The organism is Microbacterium sp. Root166, from assembly GCF_001427145.1.
Taxonomy (GTDB): Bacteria; Actinomycetota; Actinomycetes; order Actinomycetales; family Microbacteriaceae; genus Microbacterium.
Genome location: NZ_LMGL01000002.1, coordinates 299,717 through 321,243, shown reverse-complemented (window position 1 = coordinate 321,243; position 21,527 = coordinate 299,717). Strand labels below are relative to the sequence as shown.

Annotated in this window: 22 protein-coding genes and 1 tRNA gene; 6 read left to right on the top strand and 17 right to left on the bottom strand. The window is 69.8% G+C overall.

The window, feature by feature from the left end:
* Positions 1-24: 24 nt before the first annotated feature.
* Positions 25-591: a peptide deformylase gene (def, locus tag ASD56_RS09280; protein WP_082541399.1), complete on the top strand. Its 567-nt coding sequence runs from the start codon at positions 25-27 to the stop codon at positions 589-591.
* Positions 592-610: 19 nt separating this feature from the next.
* On the opposite strand, the gene ASD56_RS09275 is transcribed toward def, so the two are convergent.
* The 9 genes from ASD56_RS09275 to dusB form a co-directional block, all read right to left on the bottom strand.
* Complete coding sequence (locus ASD56_RS09275; RefSeq protein WP_055964656.1) at positions 611-1,240, bottom strand: NUDIX hydrolase; 630 nt, start codon at positions 1,238-1,240, stop codon at positions 611-613.
* Entirely contained in the window at positions 1,237-2,595 is a 1,359-nt protein-coding gene (locus tag ASD56_RS09270) for an adenylosuccinate synthetase (protein WP_055964653.1), read from the bottom strand. Before ASD56_RS09270 ends, ASD56_RS09275 begins: the two co-directional genes overlap by 4 nt.
* 13 nt (positions 2,596-2,608) lie before the next feature.
* Positions 2,609-3,568, bottom strand: coding sequence for a hypothetical protein (locus tag ASD56_RS09265; protein WP_055964650.1), 960 nt, complete (start codon positions 3,566-3,568; stop codon positions 2,609-2,611).
* A gap of 40 nt (positions 3,569-3,608) precedes the next feature.
* Positions 3,609-4,529 carry a hypothetical protein gene (locus ASD56_RS09260; RefSeq protein WP_055964648.1) on the bottom strand — a complete coding sequence of 307 codons (921 nt, stop codon included), beginning with the start codon at positions 4,527-4,529 and terminating at the stop codon, positions 3,609-3,611.
* 184 nt (positions 4,530-4,713) lie between these two features.
* Positions 4,714-4,786: transfer RNA gene (locus ASD56_RS09255), tRNA-Asn, on the bottom strand.
* Between the two features lie 63 nt (positions 4,787-4,849).
* The gene (locus ASD56_RS09250; RefSeq protein WP_055964645.1) at positions 4,850-5,638 is read right to left on the bottom strand and encodes an ATP-binding cassette domain-containing protein; all 789 of its coding nucleotides are present in this window, start codon (positions 5,636-5,638) and stop codon (positions 4,850-4,852) included.
* A 59-nt stretch (positions 5,639-5,697) separates the two neighbouring features.
* Positions 5,698-7,554, bottom strand: coding sequence for a DNA primase (gene dnaG / locus ASD56_RS09245; protein WP_055964642.1), 1,857 nt, complete (start codon positions 7,552-7,554; stop codon positions 5,698-5,700).
* Complete coding sequence (locus tag ASD56_RS09240; RefSeq protein WP_082541433.1) at positions 7,554-8,870, bottom strand: deoxyguanosinetriphosphate triphosphohydrolase; 1,317 nt, start codon at positions 8,868-8,870, stop codon at positions 7,554-7,556. Before ASD56_RS09240 ends, dnaG begins: the two co-directional genes overlap by 1 nt.
* Before the next feature lie 13 nt (positions 8,871-8,883).
* The gene (gene dusB, locus ASD56_RS09235) at positions 8,884-10,059 is read right to left on the bottom strand and encodes a tRNA dihydrouridine synthase DusB (RefSeq protein ID WP_200947492.1); all 1,176 of its coding nucleotides are present in this window, start codon (positions 10,057-10,059) and stop codon (positions 8,884-8,886) included.
* Positions 10,060-10,145: 86 nt separating this feature from the next.
* Here dusB and ASD56_RS09230 point away from each other — a divergent pair, with 86 nt between their 5' ends.
* Positions 10,146-10,649, top strand: coding sequence for a glutathione peroxidase (locus tag ASD56_RS09230; RefSeq protein ID WP_055964636.1), 504 nt, complete (start codon positions 10,146-10,148; stop codon positions 10,647-10,649).
* Positions 10,650-10,709: 60 nt separating this feature from the next.
* Here ASD56_RS09230 and ASD56_RS09225 read toward each other — a convergent pair whose 3' ends face one another.
* From ASD56_RS09225 to recO, 3 genes are all read right to left on the bottom strand, one after another.
* On the bottom strand, positions 10,710-11,390 hold the full coding sequence (locus ASD56_RS09225; protein WP_055964633.1) for a DsbA family oxidoreductase: 681 nt from the start codon (positions 11,388-11,390) through the stop codon (positions 10,710-10,712).
* 62 nt (positions 11,391-11,452) lie between these two features.
* Entirely contained in the window at positions 11,453-12,256 is an 804-nt protein-coding gene (locus tag ASD56_RS09220; protein WP_055964630.1) for an isoprenyl transferase, read from the bottom strand.
* Positions 12,253-12,990: a DNA repair protein RecO gene (gene recO / locus ASD56_RS09215; protein WP_055964626.1), complete on the bottom strand. Its 738-nt coding sequence runs from the start codon at positions 12,988-12,990 to the stop codon at positions 12,253-12,255. The genes ASD56_RS09220 and recO overlap by 4 nt, the downstream gene beginning before the upstream one ends.
* A 101-nt stretch (positions 12,991-13,091) precedes the next feature.
* Here recO and ASD56_RS09210 point away from each other — a divergent pair, with 101 nt between their 5' ends.
* The 3 genes from ASD56_RS09210 to ASD56_RS09200 are packed head-to-tail and all read left to right on the top strand — an operon-like array spanning position 13,092 to position 14,895.
* Positions 13,092-13,559, top strand: a complete 468-nt coding sequence (locus ASD56_RS09210; protein ID WP_082541432.1) for a MarR family transcriptional regulator — start codon at positions 13,092-13,094, stop codon at positions 13,557-13,559.
* Positions 13,556-14,188, top strand: a complete 633-nt coding sequence (locus tag ASD56_RS09205) for a hypothetical protein (RefSeq protein ID WP_055964620.1) — start codon at positions 13,556-13,558, stop codon at positions 14,186-14,188. The genes ASD56_RS09210 and ASD56_RS09205 overlap by 4 nt, the downstream gene beginning before the upstream one ends.
* Positions 14,189-14,208: 20 nt before the next feature.
* The gene (locus ASD56_RS09200; protein WP_055964617.1) at positions 14,209-14,895 is read left to right on the top strand and encodes a trimeric intracellular cation channel family protein; all 687 of its coding nucleotides are present in this window, start codon (positions 14,209-14,211) and stop codon (positions 14,893-14,895) included.
* 231 nt (positions 14,896-15,126) lie between these two features.
* On the opposite strand, the gene leuA is transcribed toward ASD56_RS09200, so the two are convergent.
* The gene (gene leuA / locus ASD56_RS09195) at positions 15,127-16,887 is read right to left on the bottom strand and encodes a 2-isopropylmalate synthase (RefSeq protein WP_055964615.1); all 1,761 of its coding nucleotides are present in this window, start codon (positions 16,885-16,887) and stop codon (positions 15,127-15,129) included.
* A gap of 205 nt (positions 16,888-17,092) precedes the next feature.
* On the opposite strand from leuA, the gene ASD56_RS09190 reads away from it, so the two are divergent.
* Positions 17,093-17,740 carry a hypothetical protein gene (locus ASD56_RS09190; protein ID WP_055964612.1) on the top strand — a complete coding sequence of 216 codons (648 nt, stop codon included), beginning with the start codon at positions 17,093-17,095 and terminating at the stop codon, positions 17,738-17,740.
* A 5-nt stretch (positions 17,741-17,745) separates the two neighbouring features.
* On the opposite strand, the gene era is transcribed toward ASD56_RS09190, so the two are convergent.
* The 4 genes from era to ASD56_RS09170 are packed head-to-tail and all read right to left on the bottom strand — an operon-like array spanning position 17,746 to position 21,495.
* Positions 17,746-18,642 (bottom strand): GTPase Era, encoded by an 897-nt coding sequence (era, locus tag ASD56_RS09185; RefSeq protein WP_055964609.1) that lies wholly within the window; start codon positions 18,640-18,642, stop codon positions 17,746-17,748.
* Positions 18,639-20,003: a hemolysin family protein gene (locus tag ASD56_RS09180; RefSeq protein WP_055964606.1), complete on the bottom strand. Its 1,365-nt coding sequence runs from the start codon at positions 20,001-20,003 to the stop codon at positions 18,639-18,641. Before ASD56_RS09180 ends, era begins: the two co-directional genes overlap by 4 nt.
* Positions 20,000-20,470 carry an rRNA maturation RNase YbeY gene (gene ybeY / locus ASD56_RS09175; protein WP_055964600.1) on the bottom strand — a complete coding sequence of 157 codons (471 nt, stop codon included), beginning with the start codon at positions 20,468-20,470 and terminating at the stop codon, positions 20,000-20,002. The genes ASD56_RS09180 and ybeY overlap by 4 nt, the downstream gene beginning before the upstream one ends.
* The gene (locus ASD56_RS09170) at positions 20,467-21,495 is read right to left on the bottom strand and encodes a PhoH family protein (RefSeq protein WP_235565676.1); all 1,029 of its coding nucleotides are present in this window, start codon (positions 21,493-21,495) and stop codon (positions 20,467-20,469) included. The genes ybeY and ASD56_RS09170 overlap by 4 nt, the downstream gene beginning before the upstream one ends.
* Positions 21,496-21,527: the final 32 nt, after the last annotated feature.

Sequence of the window (21,527 nt, the reverse complement as noted above, 5' to 3'; positions counted from 1 at the left end):
GTCGTGTCTCGGTAGGCTCAAGGCGTGGCCGTTCTGCCGATTCGAATCATGGGCGATCCCGTCCTTCACGCCCCCGCCTCTCCCGTCGAAGAGATCACGGACGAGGTCCGCACTCTCGTCGCCGACATGTTCGAGACGATGGATGCCGCGCCCGGCGTCGGCCTCGCGGGTCCGCAGGTCGGCGTCCCGCTGCGCATCTTCACGTACTCCTACGCCGACGACGACGGGAATCCCTGGCGCGGCGTGATCATCAACCCCGAGCTGTGGATGCGGCCGATGGAGCCGGGCGATCCCGACCCCGACGAGGAGTCGGAGGGCTGCCTGTCGTTCCCGGGCGAACGATTCCCGCTGCGTCGTTCGGAAGCCGTGCTCGTCACCGGCATCGATCTCGAGGGCGGCCCCGTGCGCATCGAGGTGGACGGCTGGCGGGCGCGCATCATGCAGCACGAGTTCGACCACCTCGACGGCACGCTCTACGTCGACCGACTGGGCGACGGCGACTGGAAGACCGCGCAGAAGATCGCGCGGAAGCGCGGCTGGGGCCGTCCCGGGCACTCCTGGACGCCGGGCGTCGACGACATCGACGCCTGACGAGCCCCTGGCGGGACTGCTACGCCCAGGCCCACACCTTCGGCGGACGTCCCCCCGCTGCCGGAGCGGTTCCGGCCTGGGCCAAGCCCGGGATCCGGGCGAGAGCCCGGTTGAGATTCGCGCGGTGCACGTCGTGCCGGGTCAGCTGACGCGTGATCGCGACAGCGTCCGTCGCGGTGAACCGCTCGCCCGTGATCGCGCGGGTGAACGGCATGTCCTGCCACAGCAGCGCCGGCAGGAGCTCCCGGGTCGTCGCGACGATGGCGGTGTGGTCGAACGCCAGGGCCGGCAGATCGGCGATCTCCGGCCACAGCGAGTCGCCCGTGTCCTCGCCCATGCGCAACGACGGGTAGGCCGCCCACATCGCGACCGACAGCGAGGGCCCGCGGGGATCGCGCGACGGCTCGTCGAAGGTCCGCAGCTGGCCGAGTGCGACCGGATCCGCTCGGAGGTGGAGCTTGTCCACTGCCCGGCGCGCCGCCGCCTCGAGCCGTTCGCCGCTGTGGACGACGACGCCCGGCAGCGCGAGCTCGCCCTCGAAGGGCGGAGCGGGGCGCCGGTGCAGCCCGTACCGGACGACCTGGCCGTCCGGGTCATAGGTGAGCGGGAGCACATCCACCGTCACGACGCTGAAGATGGTGTCGGTCACGCGGTTCTCCTCTGGGCGGCCTCCGCCCGCAGGCTGCGGTCGGAGCGGTGCGGTCCGGTTGCGGTCAGCACGACGGGCGCACCTACAGTCTCCGCGATGAGGGCGGTCACGGCATCCGGATCCACCGGCAGTTCGCGCAGATCGGGGCGGGCGCCCCGCGCGACCTGCGTGAGGGCGTCCAGCCGGCCGAGGTCGTGGGATGCCGCGAAGGCGAGCGGCTCGCGGTGCCCGGCCCAGGAGTCCGCGACCTGCAGCGGGGCTGTGCCGAGCATGTCGAGATGACTGACGGCGACGCCGTCGATGCGCCCCGCGACCTCTGCGGCGTAGCGCAGCGCCGGAAGGTCGAGGTGACCGCTGCGCCACCCGCCCTGGTAGCGGCCCTCGCGGTTGTCGGGCTCGGCGAGGACGAGCGAGGCGTCCTCCGTGGGCATGGGGCCGTCGCCGTGGCGCGTGGCGTAAGGACGGGTGAGCCCGAGCACGTAGGGGTCGCGGCTGGCGGCGGCGAGCCCGGCCACCAGATGCCGCGGCGTCAGCGTGGCCCACGTCGTGTGGGGATGGAAGCCGTGCCACTCGTCCAGCAGCATGCCCTGGCTGCCCTCGAAGACGACGGTTCCGGCATCCATCGCCGACCTCAGCACGTGATCGATGTCGTCGGCGATCGACAGGTGCTCGGCGATCGCGCACAGCTCGGTCGCCATCTGCTCCACCGGCTCGTGCTGGGCGTCGCCGTCGTCGATCATGGCGAGCAGCGGCTCGGCATACCTCGCCATCGCGTCGAGCGCCCTGAGGGTGTCGGGCCGGCTGCGCAGCGTGCCGAGCGTCGGGGCGGCATCGTGTGGCGCGTCGGCGGGGACGACGAAGTTGCCGATGACGTCACCGCGGCGGGCTCCGGCGCGGACGGCGAGGTCGAAGGCGACGGTCTCGCCGATGCCGAGCCCCGTCGACCCGTGCCGAGCGGCGCCCCGGACGATCTCGCGAGCGCGGTTCATCGCGATGTGGATCGGCGTCGTGACCAGGCACCGTGCGTCCGCAACGATGAGGCCGAGCGGATCGCGGACCGCCTGCCTCTCGAGAGCCGCCGCCTCCGCGGCGAGCAGGATGGGGTTCACGAGCATCGGCGCGCGCAGGATGGTGCGCACATCGAGGAACGTCCCCGACCCGAACTGGCTGAACGTGTGGTGCCGGAAGCCGTGACGCACGTTGTGGGCGGCCTGCGCTCCCCCGGACCACCGCACCACGGCGACGGTGTCGGGGATGCTCGCCGTCAGGAAGTCGACGGTCGCCCCTTTCGACTCGTCGCCGTAGCCGAGGCCGACGACGACGATCGCCTGGTGAGGTGCGGTAGTGAGGGTCATTGCGGGTCGTCTCCTACAGATCGGCCGGGAGCACGCCCCCGGTGGCGACGGCGGTGCCGGCGATTCCGACACTCGCGAGCGCCTTGCCGACGGCGGCCCCGGAGACGGATCCCAGCTTGGCGAGGTCGTCGAGCCCCTCATCGAGGGTGATGGAGTCCTCCATGATCCCGATGGTGAGGGCGATCAGGTCGCACACCGCCTCGGGATCTTCGAGCTTGAGGAATCGCTCGCCGACGATCGCCCGCCAGTGCTCCTCGAGCCATGGCTCGTCGTAGTACGAGGTCAGCTTCGGGACGATGAAGTAGACGTGGAACTTCTCCTCCAGGCGGCGGTACACGTCGCGGACGTCCAGATCCTCCGTCTGGTCGTCCCCGATGAACTGCTGCACCGACCGCGCGTACAGCCGGGCCTTGTTCGCCTCGTCGCCGATGAGGAAGAGGTAGCCCTTGCGGCCGCGTCTGTCGAGGCTGTCCAGTTGGACGCGGGTGGCGAGGAAGTGTGCGGCGAGAGCATAGCCTTCGCAGCGATCCCCTCCTCCCCCGCCCTCCAGGTACAGGTCGCGCAGCTGCTGATCGATGCGGTTGTCGCTCTCGAACTGGCCGACCTGCAGCGGAACGCTGTCGTACTGGTCGTCGCCGATCGCTCCCACGAGGATCTGCGGATCCTGTGCGTAGCCGCCCCGGGTGAGGAGCCCCAGCAGATCCGGCAGGCGCTTCTGAAGCGTCACCGGGACGTTGCCCATCGACCCGGTCACGTCGAACAGCACGGCGATCGGCGTCGAGTTCGGGTGCTCGCTGCTGTCACGCGCCTCTCGGGCCTTCGCGCCGAACGCGTTGAGGCTGTCGGCCGCCGTGCGCTGGTCGCGGGGCAGTCCGCGCATGCGCGCGGTGTGGCCGAAGTCGGCCTGACCCGCGGCTCGTCGCGCGTTCGCTGCGTGGGTGTACGCGCTGGTGTCCCAGTATCCTCCGCCCATGATGGGCTCCTCTCGTCGGGGCCGCTCCACGGCCCGTGTTTTACGCCGTCCTCGGGAGTGAGAACGGACGATGCCTGCGGGCGCCGTACAGGTGGCGCAGCAGGAGGTCGTATTCGGCGAGCCAGCGCCGGGGTGGCAGTGTCACCGCAGAAGCGGCGAACTCGCGCTGGCGGGTTTCGCCCGGGTGGAGCATCGCGTCGAAGAGCCCGGCGATGTCGGGACCGTTGAGCGCTGGCTCACCGTGGGCGAGGAGGGGTGGGATGCCGGCACCGCCCCATCCGGTGAGCATCACGCCGTGCTGCTCCGGCTGAATGAGGACGGTGTCGAGCCCGACGTCGGCGTGCGCGCCGTCCGCGGCGGCCACTGCCATGAGGATCCGGCGGACCATCCATGCCCAGTCACGTCCGTCCAGGCCGCGGGGGTACGCCGCTCGGACCTCGCGGAGACTGTGCAGCCCGGCCGGGATCCGGTACGCCACCCATGCGCGGCCGTCGACCTGACCGCGGTCGACGATGTCGGGTCCGAAAGCGCCGAGTCCCTGCGCACCCAGCGCCCGCGCCGCCTGCAACACGGCATCGGTGGCGCGGGGCTGGGCACGGGAGACGGCCACGCTGATGTCGCGACGGTCGGTGCCGTAGGTGCTGATCCGATCAGCCCTGCGTACGCGCGTACGCAGGACGTACGTGCCGTGATCGCCCACCACGTGCGGCTCGGCAGGCTGCGGCTTGGCATCCTGATCTCGCCACTGCTCGAAGAGCTGGTTCAATCGGGCGGTCGCATCGACCGCGTCCGCCGGATCGATGCGATTCGCCGCGGCGAGATCAGGATGGATCAGGGCGACCAGAGCGCGGTAGCTGCGGCGCGCAGCGGCAGCATCCCCGAGGCGTCCGTCGAAGAGATCGCGCGCGGTGCGAGCGGCTCGTATCGCTCGGATCGCTGCGGCTGCGGTGATCGGGGTCATGCTTTTACTCTAGTTGAGTAATTAAGCGAGGGGAAGACCTTCCACTGCTTTTCGGGCACAGCGAAAGAGACCGACACGAAAGTGTCGGTCTCTCGGCGTGGGGCCCGTGTGCATCCGGATCGTGGAAGACGGCATTCCCGGGAAATGAAGAACGGCCCCGGGGTGGAGCCCAGAGGCCGTTCAGCTCCCCCACTTGGACTCGAACCAAGAACCTATCGGTTAACAGCCGATTGCTCTGCCAATTGAGCTATGGAGGAATGCTGTCCCGCTCGCGCAGGCAACCACACCATATTAGCAAACGGTGAGGTGTGCTCGTGACCTCAGGTGGCGACCAGACGGCGGTCGGCCTCGGCCCCCGGGGTCCAGAGCAGGTCGTTCGTGCCGTGGCCGTACGCGATCGCGTGCCCGCCGCGGAGGATCAGCACATCGGCGTCGAACTCCCGGACGACCTCCGGCTGGTTCGTCACGATGAGCGCCGACATCCCGTACTCGCGCTGGCGCCGCAGGATGGCCTCAAGCGCCGCCTTGCGCACCTCGATGTCCATCTTCGCGAACGGCTCGTCGCCGACCAGCAGTCGCGGCTGCAGCATGAGCGCGCGCGCGAGCGCGACACGCTGACGCATGCCCGCGCTGAGCTCGTAGGGGTACTTGGCCGCCGAGCCGAGCGGCAGCATCAGCTCGTCGAGCAGCGTCGCGACGCGAACGGAGAGTGCACGTGCGCTCACCCGGCGGTCGCGGCTCGTGATCGGCTCGCCGATCACCTCCGACACCGTCATGCGCGCGGGAAGGTTCGCCCCGGCGGTCTGGCTGAGGTGACCGGTCATGTAGACCAGCTCGCGCCGGCGGCGGCCCGGATGCCGGACACTGATGCCTTCGACCAGCGCGTCGCCGCCGATGACCGACAGACCGTCGTCATCGGCAGCTGCCAGAATCGCCGCGAGGCTCGACTTGCCCGATCCGGTCGGTCCCATGACCGCGAGGGCAGAGCCATGGGCGAGCGTGAACGAGACGCCGTCGACGACGCGCTGCGGATGACCGCTCCGTCCCGCGCGTGAGAGGGAGAGGTCGGTGCAGCGGATCGCCACGTCGGCGTCTCTTCGTCGAGCCATGACCTCATCCTGCCGTGCCGGCGCCTCAGCCGCCAGCGACGACCGACCTGTTCGATGCCTCAGGCGTCGGAGCTCTGTCGCTGGCGCTCCGCGTCGAGCTCGCGCAGCCGCAGCCGGATCGTCCGGCCCTCTTCCGACGCCGCCGGCACGCGCTGGATCGCGCCGAGCAGCTCGTTCTTCTGGTTGTCCAGGGCCCGGACGACGAGCCGCCGCGCCAGGTCTGTCGTCGACGAGAGCGCCTCGGCATCGCCGAGCGCCGGGAAGTCCGCCGCGAGCAGCTCCGCCGCCAGAGACCGGTACGGCTCGCGCACGGTCCCCACCGCATCCATCGCCCAGCCGGGTCGCTGCATGTCGGGAGCCTGCTGCACCGCCGCCCGAACCGCCTCGAGGGCGGGATGGCGGAACGGAAGCTCCACCGCGCGCGCGACGAGCGCGGCATCCAGTCGGTGACCGAACTGGAGGAATCCCATGAGGGCGTCGCGCTCGAGGGTCACTTCGGCGGTGCGCGGAAGCGACGAGATCGTCACTCGGACGAGCGGCTCGCCCTCCGAGAGATCGGGCGCGGCGGGTGCCGGAGTGCCCTCGCGCTTGCCCGCCCCCGCGCGGCCCGCACGCTCGACCTCGCGACGGACGTCCTCGGTGTCCATGCCGAGCCGGCGTGCCAGCACGCGCACGTACTCCGGCTGAAGGAGTGCGTCGCGGAGCTCGGCGACGACGGGCGCCGAGGCGCGCAGGGCGCCGACGCGGCCTTCGACGCTGGCGAGGTCGTAGCCCGCGATGCGCTGGTCGAGGACGAACTCGACCATCGGCACCTTGGCCTCCATCAGTGCGCGCACCGCGTTGTCCCCGCGCTTCAGGCGCAGATCGCAGGGATCGAGGCCTTCGGGCCCGGTGGCGACGTAGGTCTGCGCGTTGAACCGCTTGGCATCGGCGAAGGCGCGGAGCGCGGCCTTCTGGCCCGCGGCATCCGGATCGAAGGTGAAGACCACCTCGCCGGCGGTCGAATCGTCGCCCATGACGCGTCGCAGCACGGTGATGTGGTCCGAGCCGAATGCCGTACCGCACGTCGCGATGGCGGTCGTGATCCCGGCCAGGTGGCACGCCATGACGTCGGTGTACCCCTCGACGACGACGACGCGGTGCTCGCGCGAGATGTCGCGCTTGGCCAGGTCGAGGCCGTACAGCACCTGCGCCTTCTTGTAGATCGTGGTCTCGGGGGTGTTGAGGTACTTCGGGCCCTTGTCGTCCTCGAAGAGGCGCCGCGCGCCGAAGCCGATGACCTGCCCCGTGACGTCGCGGATCGGCCAGACGACCCGGCCGCGGAAGCGGTCGTACACGCCACGCTGGCCCTGCGACACCAGGCCCGATGTCGTCAGCTCTTCGTCGGTGAACCCCTGCGCCTTGAGGGCCTCGTGCATCCCCGACCAGCCCTTCGGGGCGTAGCCGACGCCGAAGTGCGCGGCCGCGCCGGCATCGAACCCGCGCTCCCCCAGGAACCGTCGCGCGATGTCGGCCTCGCCGCTCGCGAGCTGACTGCGGAAGAACTCGGCGGCGGCGGCGTTGGCGGCGAACAAGCGGGTGCGACCGGTGTGCTCGGGGGCAGCTCCCCCGTCTTCGTAGTGCAGGGTGAAGCCGATGCGCCCGGCGAGCTTCTCGACGGCCTCGGTGAACGAGACGTGGTCCATCTTGGTGAGGAACGAGTACACGTCGCCCGACTCGCCGCAGCCGAAGCAGTGGTAGAAACCCGCCTGGGCCCGGACGTTGAAGCTCGGGCTGCGCTCGTCGTGGAACGGGCACAGCCCCTTCATCGCGCCGACTCCGGCGTTCTTCAGCGCCACGCGCTCGCCGATGATGTCGGCGATGTTCGTCCGAGCCTTGACCTCTTCGACGTCCGCCTGCCGGATGCGCCCCGCCATCAGAGGGCCTCGCGCAGGCGCGCGCCCGGAGTCCAGATCCCGAGGGACGCGGCATCCAGCTCGCCCACGAGGCGCCCGTGCCAGGCGATCGCATGCTGGTCGGTCAGGCTCGCGACCTGATCGACGACGACGCGCCGGCGCGCGGCGTAGGTCTCTGCTGCCGCGAAATCCTCGGCGTGGAGGGCGTCGAGTGCCTCCGGGCGCTCCCACAGGGCCGTCGCCAGGCGCTTGAGCACCCGGCGCTGCTCCTTGTAGAGATCCTTGCGCCCTTCGATGGAGACGACGGTCGCGCCGATGATGCCCTTGAGCACCGCCATCTCGGCTTCGACCACGCGGGGCACGACGACGTGGGCGCGGTAGCGGGTGAGCACCGACGTAGCGTACGCCTCGCGCGTCGCCGTCGTCGCCGCGCGCGCGAAGCGGCCGATGAGATCGGACGTGAGGTTCTTGAGACGGGCGAGCGAGGCGCGCGTACCGTCGAAGGACTGGATCCATTCCGGCATCCGCATGAGCCGGTACAGCGCGTCCTCGAGCTCGTCCCGGGCGAAGTCGAACCCGACCCAGGACTGGATCGCCGTCAGCAGCGCCTGATGCTCGCCGACGTCGGCCAGCCGAGCAGGGTCGAGATAGCCGTTGACCACGGCGTCCTCGAAGTCGTGCACCGAGTACGCGATGTCGTCCGAGAGGTCCATGACCTCCGCCTCGATGCAGCGGACCCGGCCCGGAGCGCCGGCGCGCATCCAGTGGAAGACCTCTTCGTCGTCGGGGTACACCCCGAACTTGAGCCGGCCCCCCGGGTCCGGCAACGGATGCGCCGCGGTCCAGGGGTACTTGCAGGTGGCATCGAGGCTCGCGCGGGTGAGGTTCAGCCCGAAGCTCCGGCCGTCGTCGCCGACGACCTTCGGCTCGAGTCGGCTGATGATGCGCAGAGTCTGGGCGTTGCCCTCGAACCCGCCGATGTCTTCGGCCCATTCGTTCATCGCGCGCTCGCCGTTGTGGCCGAACGGCGGGTGCCCGAGGTCGTGGCTGAGGCACGCGGTGTCGACCACGTCGGGGGCGAGGCGCAGCGCGGTGGCGAGCTCGCGGCCCACCTGCGCGACCTCGAGCGAGTGGGTGAGCCGGTTGCGGGCGAAGTCCGCCGGGCTCGCGGGGCTCAGGACCTGGGTCTTGGCCGCCAGCCGCCGCAGCGCCGCCGAGTGAAGCACGCGCGCACGGTCGCGGGCGAAGTCGTCACGAGTGGACCTGTGGTGCTCGGAGTGCCAGCGCGCGGCATCCGCGTCGTCATAGCCGGATGGGCGATCCGAGGCGAAGCCCATCGCCACGGCGCCTTCAGCCGCCACTGTGGTCCAGTTCCGCTTCGGCGAGGGCGCAGGATGCCTCGGCTCCGAGATCCCGGGATTCCAGCCAGCCGTCGGGCAGAGCCGGTCGCTTGGGCGTGCCGGCACGGCCCCGCTGGCCCTCGGCGGCAGCGCCGGGGTACGGCGCATCCAGCTCGAGGGTGGCCAGCAGTTCGTCGATCTCGGCCAGGCTCGACACGGTCGCCAGTCGCGCGCGCGTGTCGCCGCCGACCGGGTAGCCCTTGAAGTACCAGGCGACGTGCTTGCGGATGTCGCGGCAGCCGCGGACTTCGTCCTCGAAGAACTCGATGAGCAGCTCGGCGTGACGGCGGAACGCCTGGGCGACGAAGCCGAGCGTCGCGTCGACGGGCGGACCGGATGCCGCGTCCGGGCCGCCCAGGGCACGGGCCAGGTCGCCGAACAGCCACGGGCGGCCGAGGCATCCGCGTCCGACGACCACGCCGTCGCAGCCCGTCTCGGCCATCATGCGCACTGCGTCCTCGGCCGACCAGATGTCGCCGTTGCCCAGCACGGGCACGCTCGTGACCGCCTGCTTGAGCTGCGCGATGGCGTCCCAATCGGCGTGACCGGAGTAGAACTCGGCCGCGGTGCGGGCGTGGAGCGCCACGGCGGCGACGCCGGCATCCTCGGCGATGCGGCCGGCATCGAGGTAGGTGAGGTGGTCGACGTCGATGCCCTTGCGCATCTTGACCGTCAACGGGATGTCGCCGGCGGCTCGGGCGGCGCGTGTGACGATCTCGCGGAACAGCTCGAGCTTCCACGGCAATGCGGCGCCGCCGCCCTTGCGGGTGACCTTGGGGACGGGGCATCCGAAGTTCAGATCGATGTGATCGGCCCGGTCCTCTTCGACGAGGACGCGCACGGCACCCTCGACGGTGGCGGGGTCGACGCCGTAGAGCTGGATCGACCGCGGAGTCTCGGACTCGTGGTGCGTGATCAGGCGCATCGTGGTGGCGTTGCGCTCGACGAGTGCGCGCGACGTGATCATCTCGCTGACGTACAGGCCGGCGCCGTATTCGCGGCAGAGCCGGCGGAAGGCGGTGTTGGTGATGCCCGCCATGGGCGCGAGCACGACCGGGGCATCGAGCTCGATGGGTCCGATGCGCAGCGCGCGCGAGAGGACGGGGGCGGTGGTCACGTCGTCCATTGTCCCAGACTCGGGCTGAGCGAGCGCAGCACGTCGGAAGTGTGTGGATCAGCCTTCGCCCATGCGCCAGCGATTAGCCTGGGGGAATGACTGAGGCCACCGCGATCGATCTGCGCAGCATCCCGTTCCAGACCGCCGACGGCGGCTCCGCCACACTCGCCGACTACGCCGACAAGGTCGTGCTCGTCGTGAACGTGGCGTCGAAGTGCGGCCTCACGCCGCAGTACGAGCAGCTCGAGCAGCTGCAGCGGGCCTATGCCGATCGCGGCTTCACCGTGCTGGGGTTCCCCTGCAACCAGTTCATGGGGCAGGAGCCCGGCTCGATGGACGAGATCCTCGAGTACTGCTCGGTCACGTGGGGCGTGTCCTTCCCGGTCTTCGACAAGGTGAAGGTCAACGGGGGCAAGGCCGCCCCGCTCTACAAGGCGCTCAAGCAGGCCGATGACGTCGAGGGCAACACCGGACGCATCCAGTGGAACTTCGAGAAGTTCGTGATCACGCCCGAAGGCGAGGTGCACCGGTTCCGGCCGAACACGAAGCCGGACGACCCCGCCATCGTCGAGGTCATCGAGGGCAGCCTCCCCCGCTGACCCGCAGAACGAGAAGAGACCCGTCGCTCGCGCGACGGGTCTCTCTTGCGTCAGGGGATGTCAGGCGCTGACGACGGCGGACTCGCTGCGCTCGGCCCAGACCTGCCGGACGATCTGCGCGAAGGCGTCTGCGGGCTGGGCGCCCGAGACGCCGTACTTCCCGTCGATCACGAAGAACGGCACGCCGTTGATGCCGTACGCCGTGGCCTGAGCCTGGTCGGCGCGCACCGCGTCGAGGTAGCGGCCGCTGCGCAGCGCCTCGCGCGCGGCGTCGGCGTCGAGTCCGACATCGGCGGCCAGGGCGACGAGCTCGTCCTCCTGGCCGAGGTGGCGACCCTCGGTGAAGTACGCCGACATCAGGCGCTCGGCCAGCTCGTGCTGGCGACCATGATCCTTCGCGAAGTGCAGCAGCTCGTGCGCCTTGACCGTGTTCGTGTGCTGGAGCAGGTCGAAGCGGTACTCGAGACCCGCCTGCGCGGCGACGCCGGTGACACGGTCGAGCATCTCCTGCGCCTGGGCGGTCGAGACGCCCTTGTGCGTGGCGAGGTAATCGGCTTCGCCACCCTCGAAGTCGACCGGGGTGTCGGGCGAGAGCTCGAAGGAGTGGAAGACCACCTCGACGGCCGGACCATCGGGATCGCCCGATGCCTCGGCCAGTCCCTTCTCGAGATTCCGCTTGCCGATGTAGCACCAGGGGCAGGCGATGTCACTCCACACGTCGATCTTGATGGCATCCGTCATGCTCAAGGACAACGCGCCTCGACGGCTTCTATTCCGGCGAATGCGCTGAGAGGCGTGCGGCGCTATTCGGTCGGCGCATCCACCGCGCCGCCGAAGCGGCGGTCGCGATCGAGGTAGAGCCCGATGGCGCGCCACAGGTCGGCGCGCGAGAAGTCCGGCCACAGCGTGTCCAGGAACACGAACTCGGCATAGGCGGACTCCCACAGCAGGAAGTTGGAGGTGCGCTGCTCGCCGCTGGAGCGTATGAACAGGTCGACGTCCGGCATGTCGGGCTGGTACAGGCGCCGCTGGATCAGCTTCTCGGTGACCGCCGAAGGCTTCAGCCGCCCGGCGGCGATGTCGTCCCCGATGGAGCGCATCGCATCGACGAGCTCGACGCGGCCGCCGTAGTTCACGCACATCGTGAGGGTCAGGGTGTCGTTGCCCGCGGTCAGGCGCTCCGCGTACTGCAGCTCCTTAATGACGCTCGACCACAGCCGCGGCTTGCGACCGGCCCAGCGCACGCGCACGCCCCATTCGTTGAGCTGATCACGGCGGCGGTGGAGCACGTCACGGTTGAAGCCCATCAGGAAGCGCACCTCGTCGGGCGAGCGCGACCAGTTCTCCGTGGAGAACGCGTAGACCGAGAGGTGCTTGACGCCGGCCTGGATGGCTCCCGCCACAACGTCCAGCAGCGCGGCCTCCCCGGCCTTGTGCCCCTCGACCCTCGTCAGTCCGCGGCGGTTGGCCCATCGGCCGTTGCCGTCCATCACCACCGCGACATGTGCGGGCACCGCGCCCTTCGGGAAGGCGGGCGGGTAGACGCCGGTCCAGTCGAGAGGGCGGAACGCGACGGCATCCCGATGCGTGTACGGCTTCGGCGTCATCGGTCTCCTCCGGCCGCCGGCACGTGCGAGAGCGAGCGGATGCCGCGCTCGAGGTGCCACTGCGCGTACGCCGCGATGAGGCCCGACGCCGCCGCGCTCGATGCGACGGATGCGGCATCCACCAACTCCCATTCGCCTGCCATCAGGGACTGGAGCAGCGCGGCCGTCTCGGGATGCACCCGCGCGGCGCCCGTCGGGGCGCAGCTGCGGCAGATCATCCCGCCCAGCTGAGCGACGAAGGTGTCGTGGGGTCCCGGCGCGCCGCATCGGGCGCACTCGGTGAGCCCCGGAGCCCAGCCGGACAGCGCCATGGCGCGCAGGAGGTAGGAGTCCAGGACGCTGCGCGACGCGTGCTCGCCGCGCGACAAGGCGCGCAGGCCGCCCACGAGGAGCAGGTACTGCTGGCCCGTCGCCTCGGCCTCGTTCAGGCGATCGGCGGCTTCGACCATCGCGTGCGCGGAGGTGTAGCGGTCGTAGTGCGCGGCGATGTCGGCGCCATAGGAGCCGAGCGACTCGGCCTGCTGGACGATGTCGAGCGAACGGCCCTGATACAGCTGGACGTCGGCCACCATGAACGGCTCGAGTCGCGAGCCGAACCGGGACGACGTGCGACGCACGCCCTTGGCGACCGCGCGCAGCTTGCCGTGACGGCGGCTGAGCATCGTCACGATCCTGTCGGCCTCACCCAGCTTGTGGGTGCGCAGGACCACGACTTCATCGCGGTAGGTGGGCACCAGTCAATTATGGAGCCGGGCGGCCTGCGAACGGCGTTCGCCGCTCGGGCGCCCGCGGACCCTCGGCAAGCGCCCAGGCAACATAATGTATGCTGTTCACTATGTCGGGAACCAAAATACTGGATACGCTGCTGGCCATCACGATGGTCCTGCAGAGCGATCAGGAGCGGGAGCTCGACCGGCGCGGCCTCACCGGCCCGCGTACACATCTGCTATGGGTGCTCTTCCACGACGGGCCCGCGACGCAGGTGCAGCTCGCAGAGGCGCTCGCCGTGACGCCGCGCAACGTGACGACCCTGGTCGACGCGCTCGAGGCCACCGGCTTCGCGCGCCGCGAGCCCCACCCGACCGATCGCCGCGCCGTTCTCGTGCACCTCACCGAACGGGGCGTCGCGATCATGGAGTCGATGGATCGGGAGCACACCGAGCTGGGGGCCGCACTGATCGACGGCCTCGACGCCGCGACCGTCAGCGCCGCGCAGCATGCCCTGGACCACGTGCACACCCGCCTCGCGCAGCTCATCGCCGAGCACGAGCAGCGCCTTCACGACGAGGACCCCCACCGATGACCACCACCGCGCCGGCGCCCACCCTCACCTCGCGCATCGTCAAGGTCGGCCGCGCCGCCTGGCGGGCCGAGGTCGGCATCTGGCAGAGCTTCTACCGCTGGATCTTCCGCCGCCCGCGGGTGCCGAACGGCGCCTCAGGGTTCAGCTATCACTCCCCCATCCTCACGATCCTCGTGATCTTCATCGTCCTGTCGGCCATCGAGATCCCGGTCATCGACCTGATCGTGCACCGCTGGGACTGGGTGCGCATCCCGCTGCTGATCGCCGGCATCTGGGGCGTCACCTGGATGGTCGGGCTGCTCCTGAGCTTCCTCACCCGCCCGCACGCCGTCGGCCCTGAGGGCATCCGCGCACGGGACGGAGCCCACGTGGACGTCGATCTTCCCTGGGAGGCCGTGGCCTCGGTCGAGAAGTCGAAGGACGTGCAGGAGAAGGCTCCCAAGATCCAGGAGGACGAGCACGGCCGCACGCTCGCGCTGCGCATCGGCAACGAGACCAACGTGCTGATCACCCTCGAGCACCCGGTGCGCACGAAGCTGCGCGACGACACGGTCGAGATCGATGCGGTCCGCCTGTGGGTCGACGACCTCGACGGCTTCATGTCGGCGGTGCGCACGCACATTCCCTGAGCCCGCACGACAATGGAGGGGTGAACGAGCCCGTCTTCGTGATCCCGCTGTGGGCCGACCTCATCGCCGTCGGCCTGGGCGGCATCCAGGGGGCGCTGTTCGCGTCCGGATTCCGCGGCCAGCGACGACTCGACCTGCTGGGTGTGGCGATCATCGGGATCGTGATGGGCATGGGCGGCGGCCTCATCCGCGACCTGCTCCTCAACGTCACCCCGGTCACGCTGCAGAGCAACTGGTACCTGCTGACCGCCACCGGTGCGGCACTGATCGGGATGCTGCTGGCAGGCCTCTTCCACCGGCTCAACGCCGTGATCGTCGGCCTCGACGCCCTGGTCATCGGGTTGTTCGGCGCCTTCGGCACCAGCAAGGCCCTCGCACTCGGTCTGCCGCTCGTTCCGGCGGTCTTCGTCGGCGTCTGCGCAGCCGTGGGCGGCGGCATCCTGCGCGACATGATCATGGGGCTGCCGGTGGCGATCATGCACGTCGGATCGCTGTACGCCGTCGCGGCCGGCGCCGGCTGCCTCGTCCTCGCCGGGGCCAACGCGCTCGGGGTCGACCTCGTCGCTGCAGCGATCATCGGCGTCGTCGTCACGGCTGTGATCCGGCTCCTCGCCGTGATCTTCGACATCTCGCTGCCCGAGCAGCGCGCGCTCTACCGCCGCAAGGTCGCGGTCGAGACCTCGACGATCCCGATCGTCAAGTCCTGACGTTGCCGCCTCCGCCGGTTCGGGGCGGGAAGCGTCGACGGCGCGCCGAGGTCACTCGCGTGTCGTCACGCGAGCGCGCCCCGAACGACGGGACGCGCGGCCGGGCGCACCCCGCCGCCCGGCGAACCCCGTCGTCCGGCGAACCCGGGGAATCCGGCCGAACCCGAGGGCGACACCCTCGGGTTCGACGCGAATCCTCTGCTTCGGCGTGCAGTACGGCCGAACAGCAGGTCAGACGCTCGCGAGGGCGCCGGTCTTCTCGCGTGTGCGGATCGCCCGGTTGACGCCCGACACGATCGCCTTGAGCGACGCCGTCGAGATGTCGCCGTCGACGCCCACGCCCCACAGGCGCTCGCTGTCGACCTGCAGCTCGACGTACGCCGCGGCCTGCGCGTCCCCGCCCGCGCTGAGCGCGTGCTCGACGTAGTCGTAGAGCGTGACGTCGAAGCCGCGCTCGCGCACGATCTCGAGGAACGCCGCGACCGGGCCGTTGCCCTGTCCTGAGGCGTCGTACGTCTCGTCGCCGTCGCGCAGGGTGACGTCGAGCGAGACATCGCCGGACATGTCGCTGCGCGTGCTCGTGGCCAGGAGCTCGAATCGTCCCCAGCGGTGCTCGTCGACCTGCGACGGGAGGTACTCGTCGGTGAAGATCGCCCAGATCTGGTCGCTGGTCACCTCGCCGCCGTCGGCATCCGTCTTGGCCTGCACGACGCCCGAGAACTCGATCTGCAGCTTGCGCGGGAGGTCGATCGCGTGGTCCGTCTTCAGCAGATAGGCGACGCCGCCCTTGCCGGACTGCGAGTTGACCCGGATGACCGCCTCGTACGAGCGACCGAGATCCTTGGGATCGATCGGCAGGTAGGGAACGGCCCACTCGATCTCGTCGACCGAGACGCCCTCGGCGTCGGCACGGGCGGCCATCGCCTCGAAGCCCTTCTTGATGGCGTCCTGGTGCGAACCGCTGAACGCCGTGAAGACCAGGTCGCCGGCCCACGGGCTGCGCTCGTGAACGGGCAGCTGGTTGCAGTACTCGGCGGTGCGCTTGACCTGGTCCACGTCGCTGAAATCGATCTGCGGGTCGATGCCCTGCGTGAGCAGGTTGATCCCCAGCGCGACCAGGTCGACGTTGCCCGTGCGCTCGCCGTTGCCGAACAGGCATCCCTCGATGCGGTCGGCGCCGGCCATGTAGCCGAGCTCGGCGGCGGCGATCGCGGTGCCGCGGTCGTTGTGCGGATGCAGCGAGAGGAGCACGTTCTCGCGGTGGGCCAGGTTGCGGCTCATCCACTCGATGGAGTCGGCGTAGACGTTCGGCGTCGCCATCTCGACCGTGGCCGGCAGGTTGATGATCACCTTGCGGTCGGGGGTCGGCTCGAAGACCTCGAGAACCTGGTTGCAGACGTCGACGGCGAACTCGAGCTCTGTGCCCGTGTAGCTCTCGGGCGAGTACTCGTAGAAGACCTTGGTCTCGGGGATCCGCTTCTCGAACTCGCGGCACAGCCGCGCGCCCTCGAGGGCGATGTCGATGATGCCCTGCTTGTCGGTGCGGAACACGACCTCGCGCTGCAGCACGCTGGTCGAGTTGTACAGGTGCACGATGGCCTGCTTGGCACCCGCGATCGACTCGTACGTGCGCTCGATGAGATGCTCGCGCGCCTGGGTCAGGACCTGGATCGTCACGTCGTCCGGGATGACGTCGTCTTCGATGAGGTGCCGGACGAAGTCGAAGTCAGTCTGGCTGGCCGACGGGAAGCCGACCTCGATCTCCTTGTAGCCCATGCGCACGAGCAGGTCGAACATGATGCGCTTGCGCTCGGGGCTCATCGGATCGATGAGGGCCTGGTTGCCGTCCCGGAGGTCGACCGCGCACCAGCGCGGCGCGGCGGTGATCCGCTTCGAGGGCCAGGTGCGGTCCGGCAGGTGGACGGCGATCTGCTCGTGGTACGGCCGATACTTGTGGATCGGCATCCCCGAGGGATTCTGGTTGTTCTCCATGATGTCGTTCTTTTCTCGTCGAGTGGCGGGCCGACGACAAGCTCCGCGACGAGGAGGGCCCTAGATCGAGGCCTCGTCGCGGCGGCTAAGGAGAAGCAGCGAGCCTGCACGCATGGGCCCAGGTTACACCCGTCCCCGGCGGCGGCGCGAACGGACCGACACATTCCGGCTGAGACGATCGGCCTCCCGCCGACACTGAACGCATATGAGACACCGTCGTCGGCACCTGCTGCTCGCGCTGGGCGCGGCATCCGTCCTGGCCCTCTCGGGCTGCGCCACGCCCGCCGGATCGGGCGCGCCCTCGAGCGCTGCCGATGCTCCTCCGGGCGCCTCGCTCGGATCGCTGTCGCCCGCGCCGCCCGAGGGCGAGGTGATCGCGCAGGGCACCGTGATGGACGTCGCAGGCACAGTTGAGCTGTGTCTCGGCCCGATCATGGAGTCCTATCCCCCGCAGTGCAGCGGCATCCCGGTGACGAACTGGACGTGGGACGGCGTCGATGGGTCGGAGACTTCCGGCGACGTGACGTGGGGCGCGTACGCCGTGCAGGGCACGTACGACGGCGACGCCTTCAGCGTCACTCAGCCGCCGATCATGCTGGCGCTCTACGACCCGATGATGATCGAGGACCCGACCGGCGGCGAGCCGGGCGCCGGTGACGAGGGCACGCTCCTCGCGATCCAGGAGGAGCTGCCCGACAGCCTCGGCGACGCCTACCTCGGCTCGTACCCCGACAACGGCTGGCTTCGCGTCGACGTCGTCTGGGACGACGGCACCTGGCAGGATGCCGCGGACGACGACTACGGCGACGACGTCGTGATCATCACCCCGGCCCTGCGCCCGATCGAGGGCTGAGCCGGTCAGAAACCGAGACGGCCGAGCTGCTTCGGGTCGCGCTGCCATTCCTTGGCGACGCGCACGTGCAGCGACAGGAACACGCGCGTGCCCACGAGAGGCTCGATACCGGCGCGGGCGCGCTTGCCCACATCGGCCAGGCGCGAGCCCTTGTGGCCGATGATGATCGCCTTCTGGCTGTCGCGCTCGACGACGATGTTGGCGAAGATGTCGGTGAGATCGGAGTTCTCGCGCGGCGCCATCTGCTCGATGGTGACGGCGATCGAGTGCGGCAGCTCGTCGCGCACGCCCTCGAGTGCGGCCTCGCGGATGATCTCGGCGACGCGATCCTCGATCGACTCGTCGGTGACGACACCCAGGTCGTACAGCGCAGGCCCCACGGGCATGAGCGACAGCAGCTCGTCGGTCAGCACGTCCAGCTGCTCGCGCGTCAGCGCGGACAGCGGGATGACGGCAGCCCAGTCCTCGCGGAGGCCGTCGACCTCCATGAGCCGCTCGGTGATCTGGTCGCGCGAGGACGTGTCGGTCTTCGTCACGATGGCGACCTTCTTCGCACGGCCGTAGCCGTCGAGGGACTCCGCGATTCGCCGGTCGCCGGGGCCGACCTTCTCGTTGGCCGGCACGCAGAATCCGATGACGTCGACGTCGCCGAGCACTTGGTCCACAAGACTGTTGAGCCGCTCGCCGAGAAGCGTGCGGGGTTTGTGGATGCCGGGAGTGTCGACGATCACGAGCTGACCGGCGGGGCGGTTCAGGATGCCGCGGATCGCGCGGCGCGTCGTCTGCGGCTTGTCGCTCGTGATGGCGACCTTCTCACCCACCAGAGCGTTCGTGAGCGTGGACTTGCCCACGTTGGGGCGCCCGACGAAGGTGACGAAACCGGAACGGGTCGACTCGGTCATGGGCGATCCCCTTTCTTGGATGAGCGCACCTCACCGGTGCGCGGGGAGACGATTCTGACCTCGCCGGTGCGCGGAGCGCGTCCGTTCGATGCCTCGGCAGGCTCGGGTGTGTCGCCGCGCTCGACGAAGACGGTGGAGATTCCGCGGCCCCGCCCGCGCGAGGCGCCGCCGGTGAGGACGAGTCCACCGTACTCGGCGGTGGCTCCCGGCTGAGGCACGCGGCCCAGCGCCTTGCCCAGCAGACCGCCGATGGAATCGACGTCCTCGTCCTCGAGCTCGATGCCGAACAGGTCGCCGACCTCGTCCAGTCCGAGACGGGCGCTGACGCGGAAATGGCCCGGCTCGAGCTCCGTCACCTCGTCGGCGCGAGGGTCGTACTCGTCGGCGATCTCGCCCACGAGCTCCTCGATGAGGTCCTCGAGCGTCACCAGCCCTGAGACTCCGCCGTACTCGTCGATCACCAGGCACACGTGGACGGCGTCGCGCTTCATCTGCTGCAGCAGCGTCTCGGCCTTCATCGACTCGGGCACGAACACCGCGGGCCGTGCGATGCGGCTGATCGGGGCATCCCGCCAGCCGGACTCGTCGCGGAAGCCGAACTGCACGAGGTCCTTGAGGTAGAGCACCCCGACCACGTCGTCGGCATCGTCGTCGACGATCGGCACCCGCGAGATGCCGCGGTCGAGGAAGATCGCCATCGCCTCGCGGGTCGAGGCCGAGGCATCCACCGTCACCATGTCGGTGCGGGGCACCATGACGGCGCGGACGAACGTGTCGGTGAAGTCGAAGACGGAGTGGATGAGCTCGCGGTCGTCCTGCTCGATGAGCTCGTTCTCGGCGGCCTCGTCGATGATGCTGAGCAGCTGCTCCTCGGACGCGAAGCTCGATCCGCGCGACGCGCCGGGAGTGATGCGGCTGCCGAGGGCGACGAGACCGTGCGCGAGCGGACCGAGCAGGATGCGCACGCCCCGCACCACCGGCGCGGCCGCGCGCAGCAGGCCCCTGGCGTGCTGGCGTCCGACGTTTCGCGGGCTGGCGCCGACGACGACGTACGACACCGCCGTCATCAGGAGGGCTGCGGCGAGCATCGCCCAGCCGATGCTGTCGAAGAGGAGCGTGAAGGCGACCGTGACGAGCACCGCGGCGGTGGTCTCGGCGAGGACGCGGATGAAGATCACCGCGTTTGCGTGCGCCTCGGGGTCGTCGGCGATCTTGCGCAGCGCCGCAGCGCTGCGACCGCCGGCGCCCAGTTCGGCGAGGTCCGCGCGGGAGGTGACGCCGAGCGCAGCGTCGATCGCGACCATCAGGGCGCCGAACGCGAGGAGCAGGACGGCGACGACGAGCAGCAGAGCAGCGGTCATGCGCGATTTCGGCGACGCTCGACGGCCTGGAAGGCCGTGATGAGCTCGCGCTGGAGCCCGAACATCTCGCGCTCCTCCTCGGGCTCGGCGTGGTCGAAGCCCAGAAGGTGGAGAAGCCCGTGCGTGGTGAGCATCACGAGCTCGTCCATGGTCGAGTGCTTCGCGGCGACGGCCTGGGTCTCGGCGACCTGCGGGCAGAGCACGATGTCGCCGAGCAGCCCCGCGGGCGTGGGCATGTCGTCGGTGCCGGGCCGCAGCTCGTCCATCGGGAAGCTGAGCACGTCCGTCGGTCCCGGCTCGTCCATCCACTGCACGTGAAGGGCCTCCATGGCACCCTCGTCGACGAGCAGGATGGCGACATCGGCGTCGGCGCTGACGTGCAGCTCGGAGAGGTTGTTCTCCATCAGGCGGAGGAGGACGGTCTCGTCGACCTCGATGCCGGACTCGTTGCTGATCTCGATGGTCATGAGCGTCCTCGCTTGGGAAGGTGATCGCGCGGGTTCTGCGGGCGCATGCCGGCACGTCGCTCGGCACGGCTGGCGAACTCGGATGCCTCGTCCCGCTCGCGGCGGGCGACCAGCCGGCGCTCGTCGTACTCGGTGTAGGCGTCCACGATGCGTCCGACCAGGGTGTGGCGTACGACGTCGTCACTCGTCAGGTACGAGAAGTGGATGTCGTCGATCTCGTTGAGCACCCGCGTCACCAGCCGCAGCCCCGACGCGCCCTGAGGCAGGTCGATCTGGGTGATGTCGCCGGTGACGACCATGCGCGTTCCGAAGCCCAGTCGCGTGAGGAACATCTTCATCTGCTCGGGCGTGGTGTTCTGCGCCTCGTCGAGCACGACGAACGAGTCGTTGAGCGTGCGCCCGCGCATGTACGCCAGTGGCGCGACCTCGATCGTGCCCGTCGCCATGAGCTTCGGCACGAGATCCGGGTCCATCATCTCGTTGAGCGCGTCGTACAGCGGACGGAGGTAGGGATCGATCTTGTCGGTGAGCGTGCCCGGAAGGAAGCCGAGCCGCTCGCCCGCCTCCACCGCCGGACGGGTCAGGATGATCCGGCTGACCTCCTTGCGCTGGAGCGCCTGGACCGCCTTGGCCATCGCCAGGTAGGTCTTGCCGGTGCCGGCCGGGCCGATGCCGAAGACGATCGTGTTCTCCTCGATCGCGTCGACGTAGGCCTTCTGGCCCAGCGTCTTCGGCCGGATGATCTTGCCGCGGGAGGAAAGGATCGCCTCGCCGAGGACCTCCGACGGGCGCGGTCCGCCCTCGGTGCGCAGGATCTTGCTCGAGGACGAGACATCGGACTCGCCCAGAGCGTGCCCCGCCTTCGTCATCGCGAGCAGCTCGTCGACGAGCGAGCGCGCGGCGGCCACGGCATCCGCTTCTCCCGTGAGGGTGATCTCGTTGCCGCGCACGTGGACGTCGACGTCGGGGTGCTCCTTCTCGATGACACGCAGGAGGCGGTCCTGCGGGCCGAGTAGCTGCACCATCGCGACGCCGTCGGCGTACACCCGATCGATCA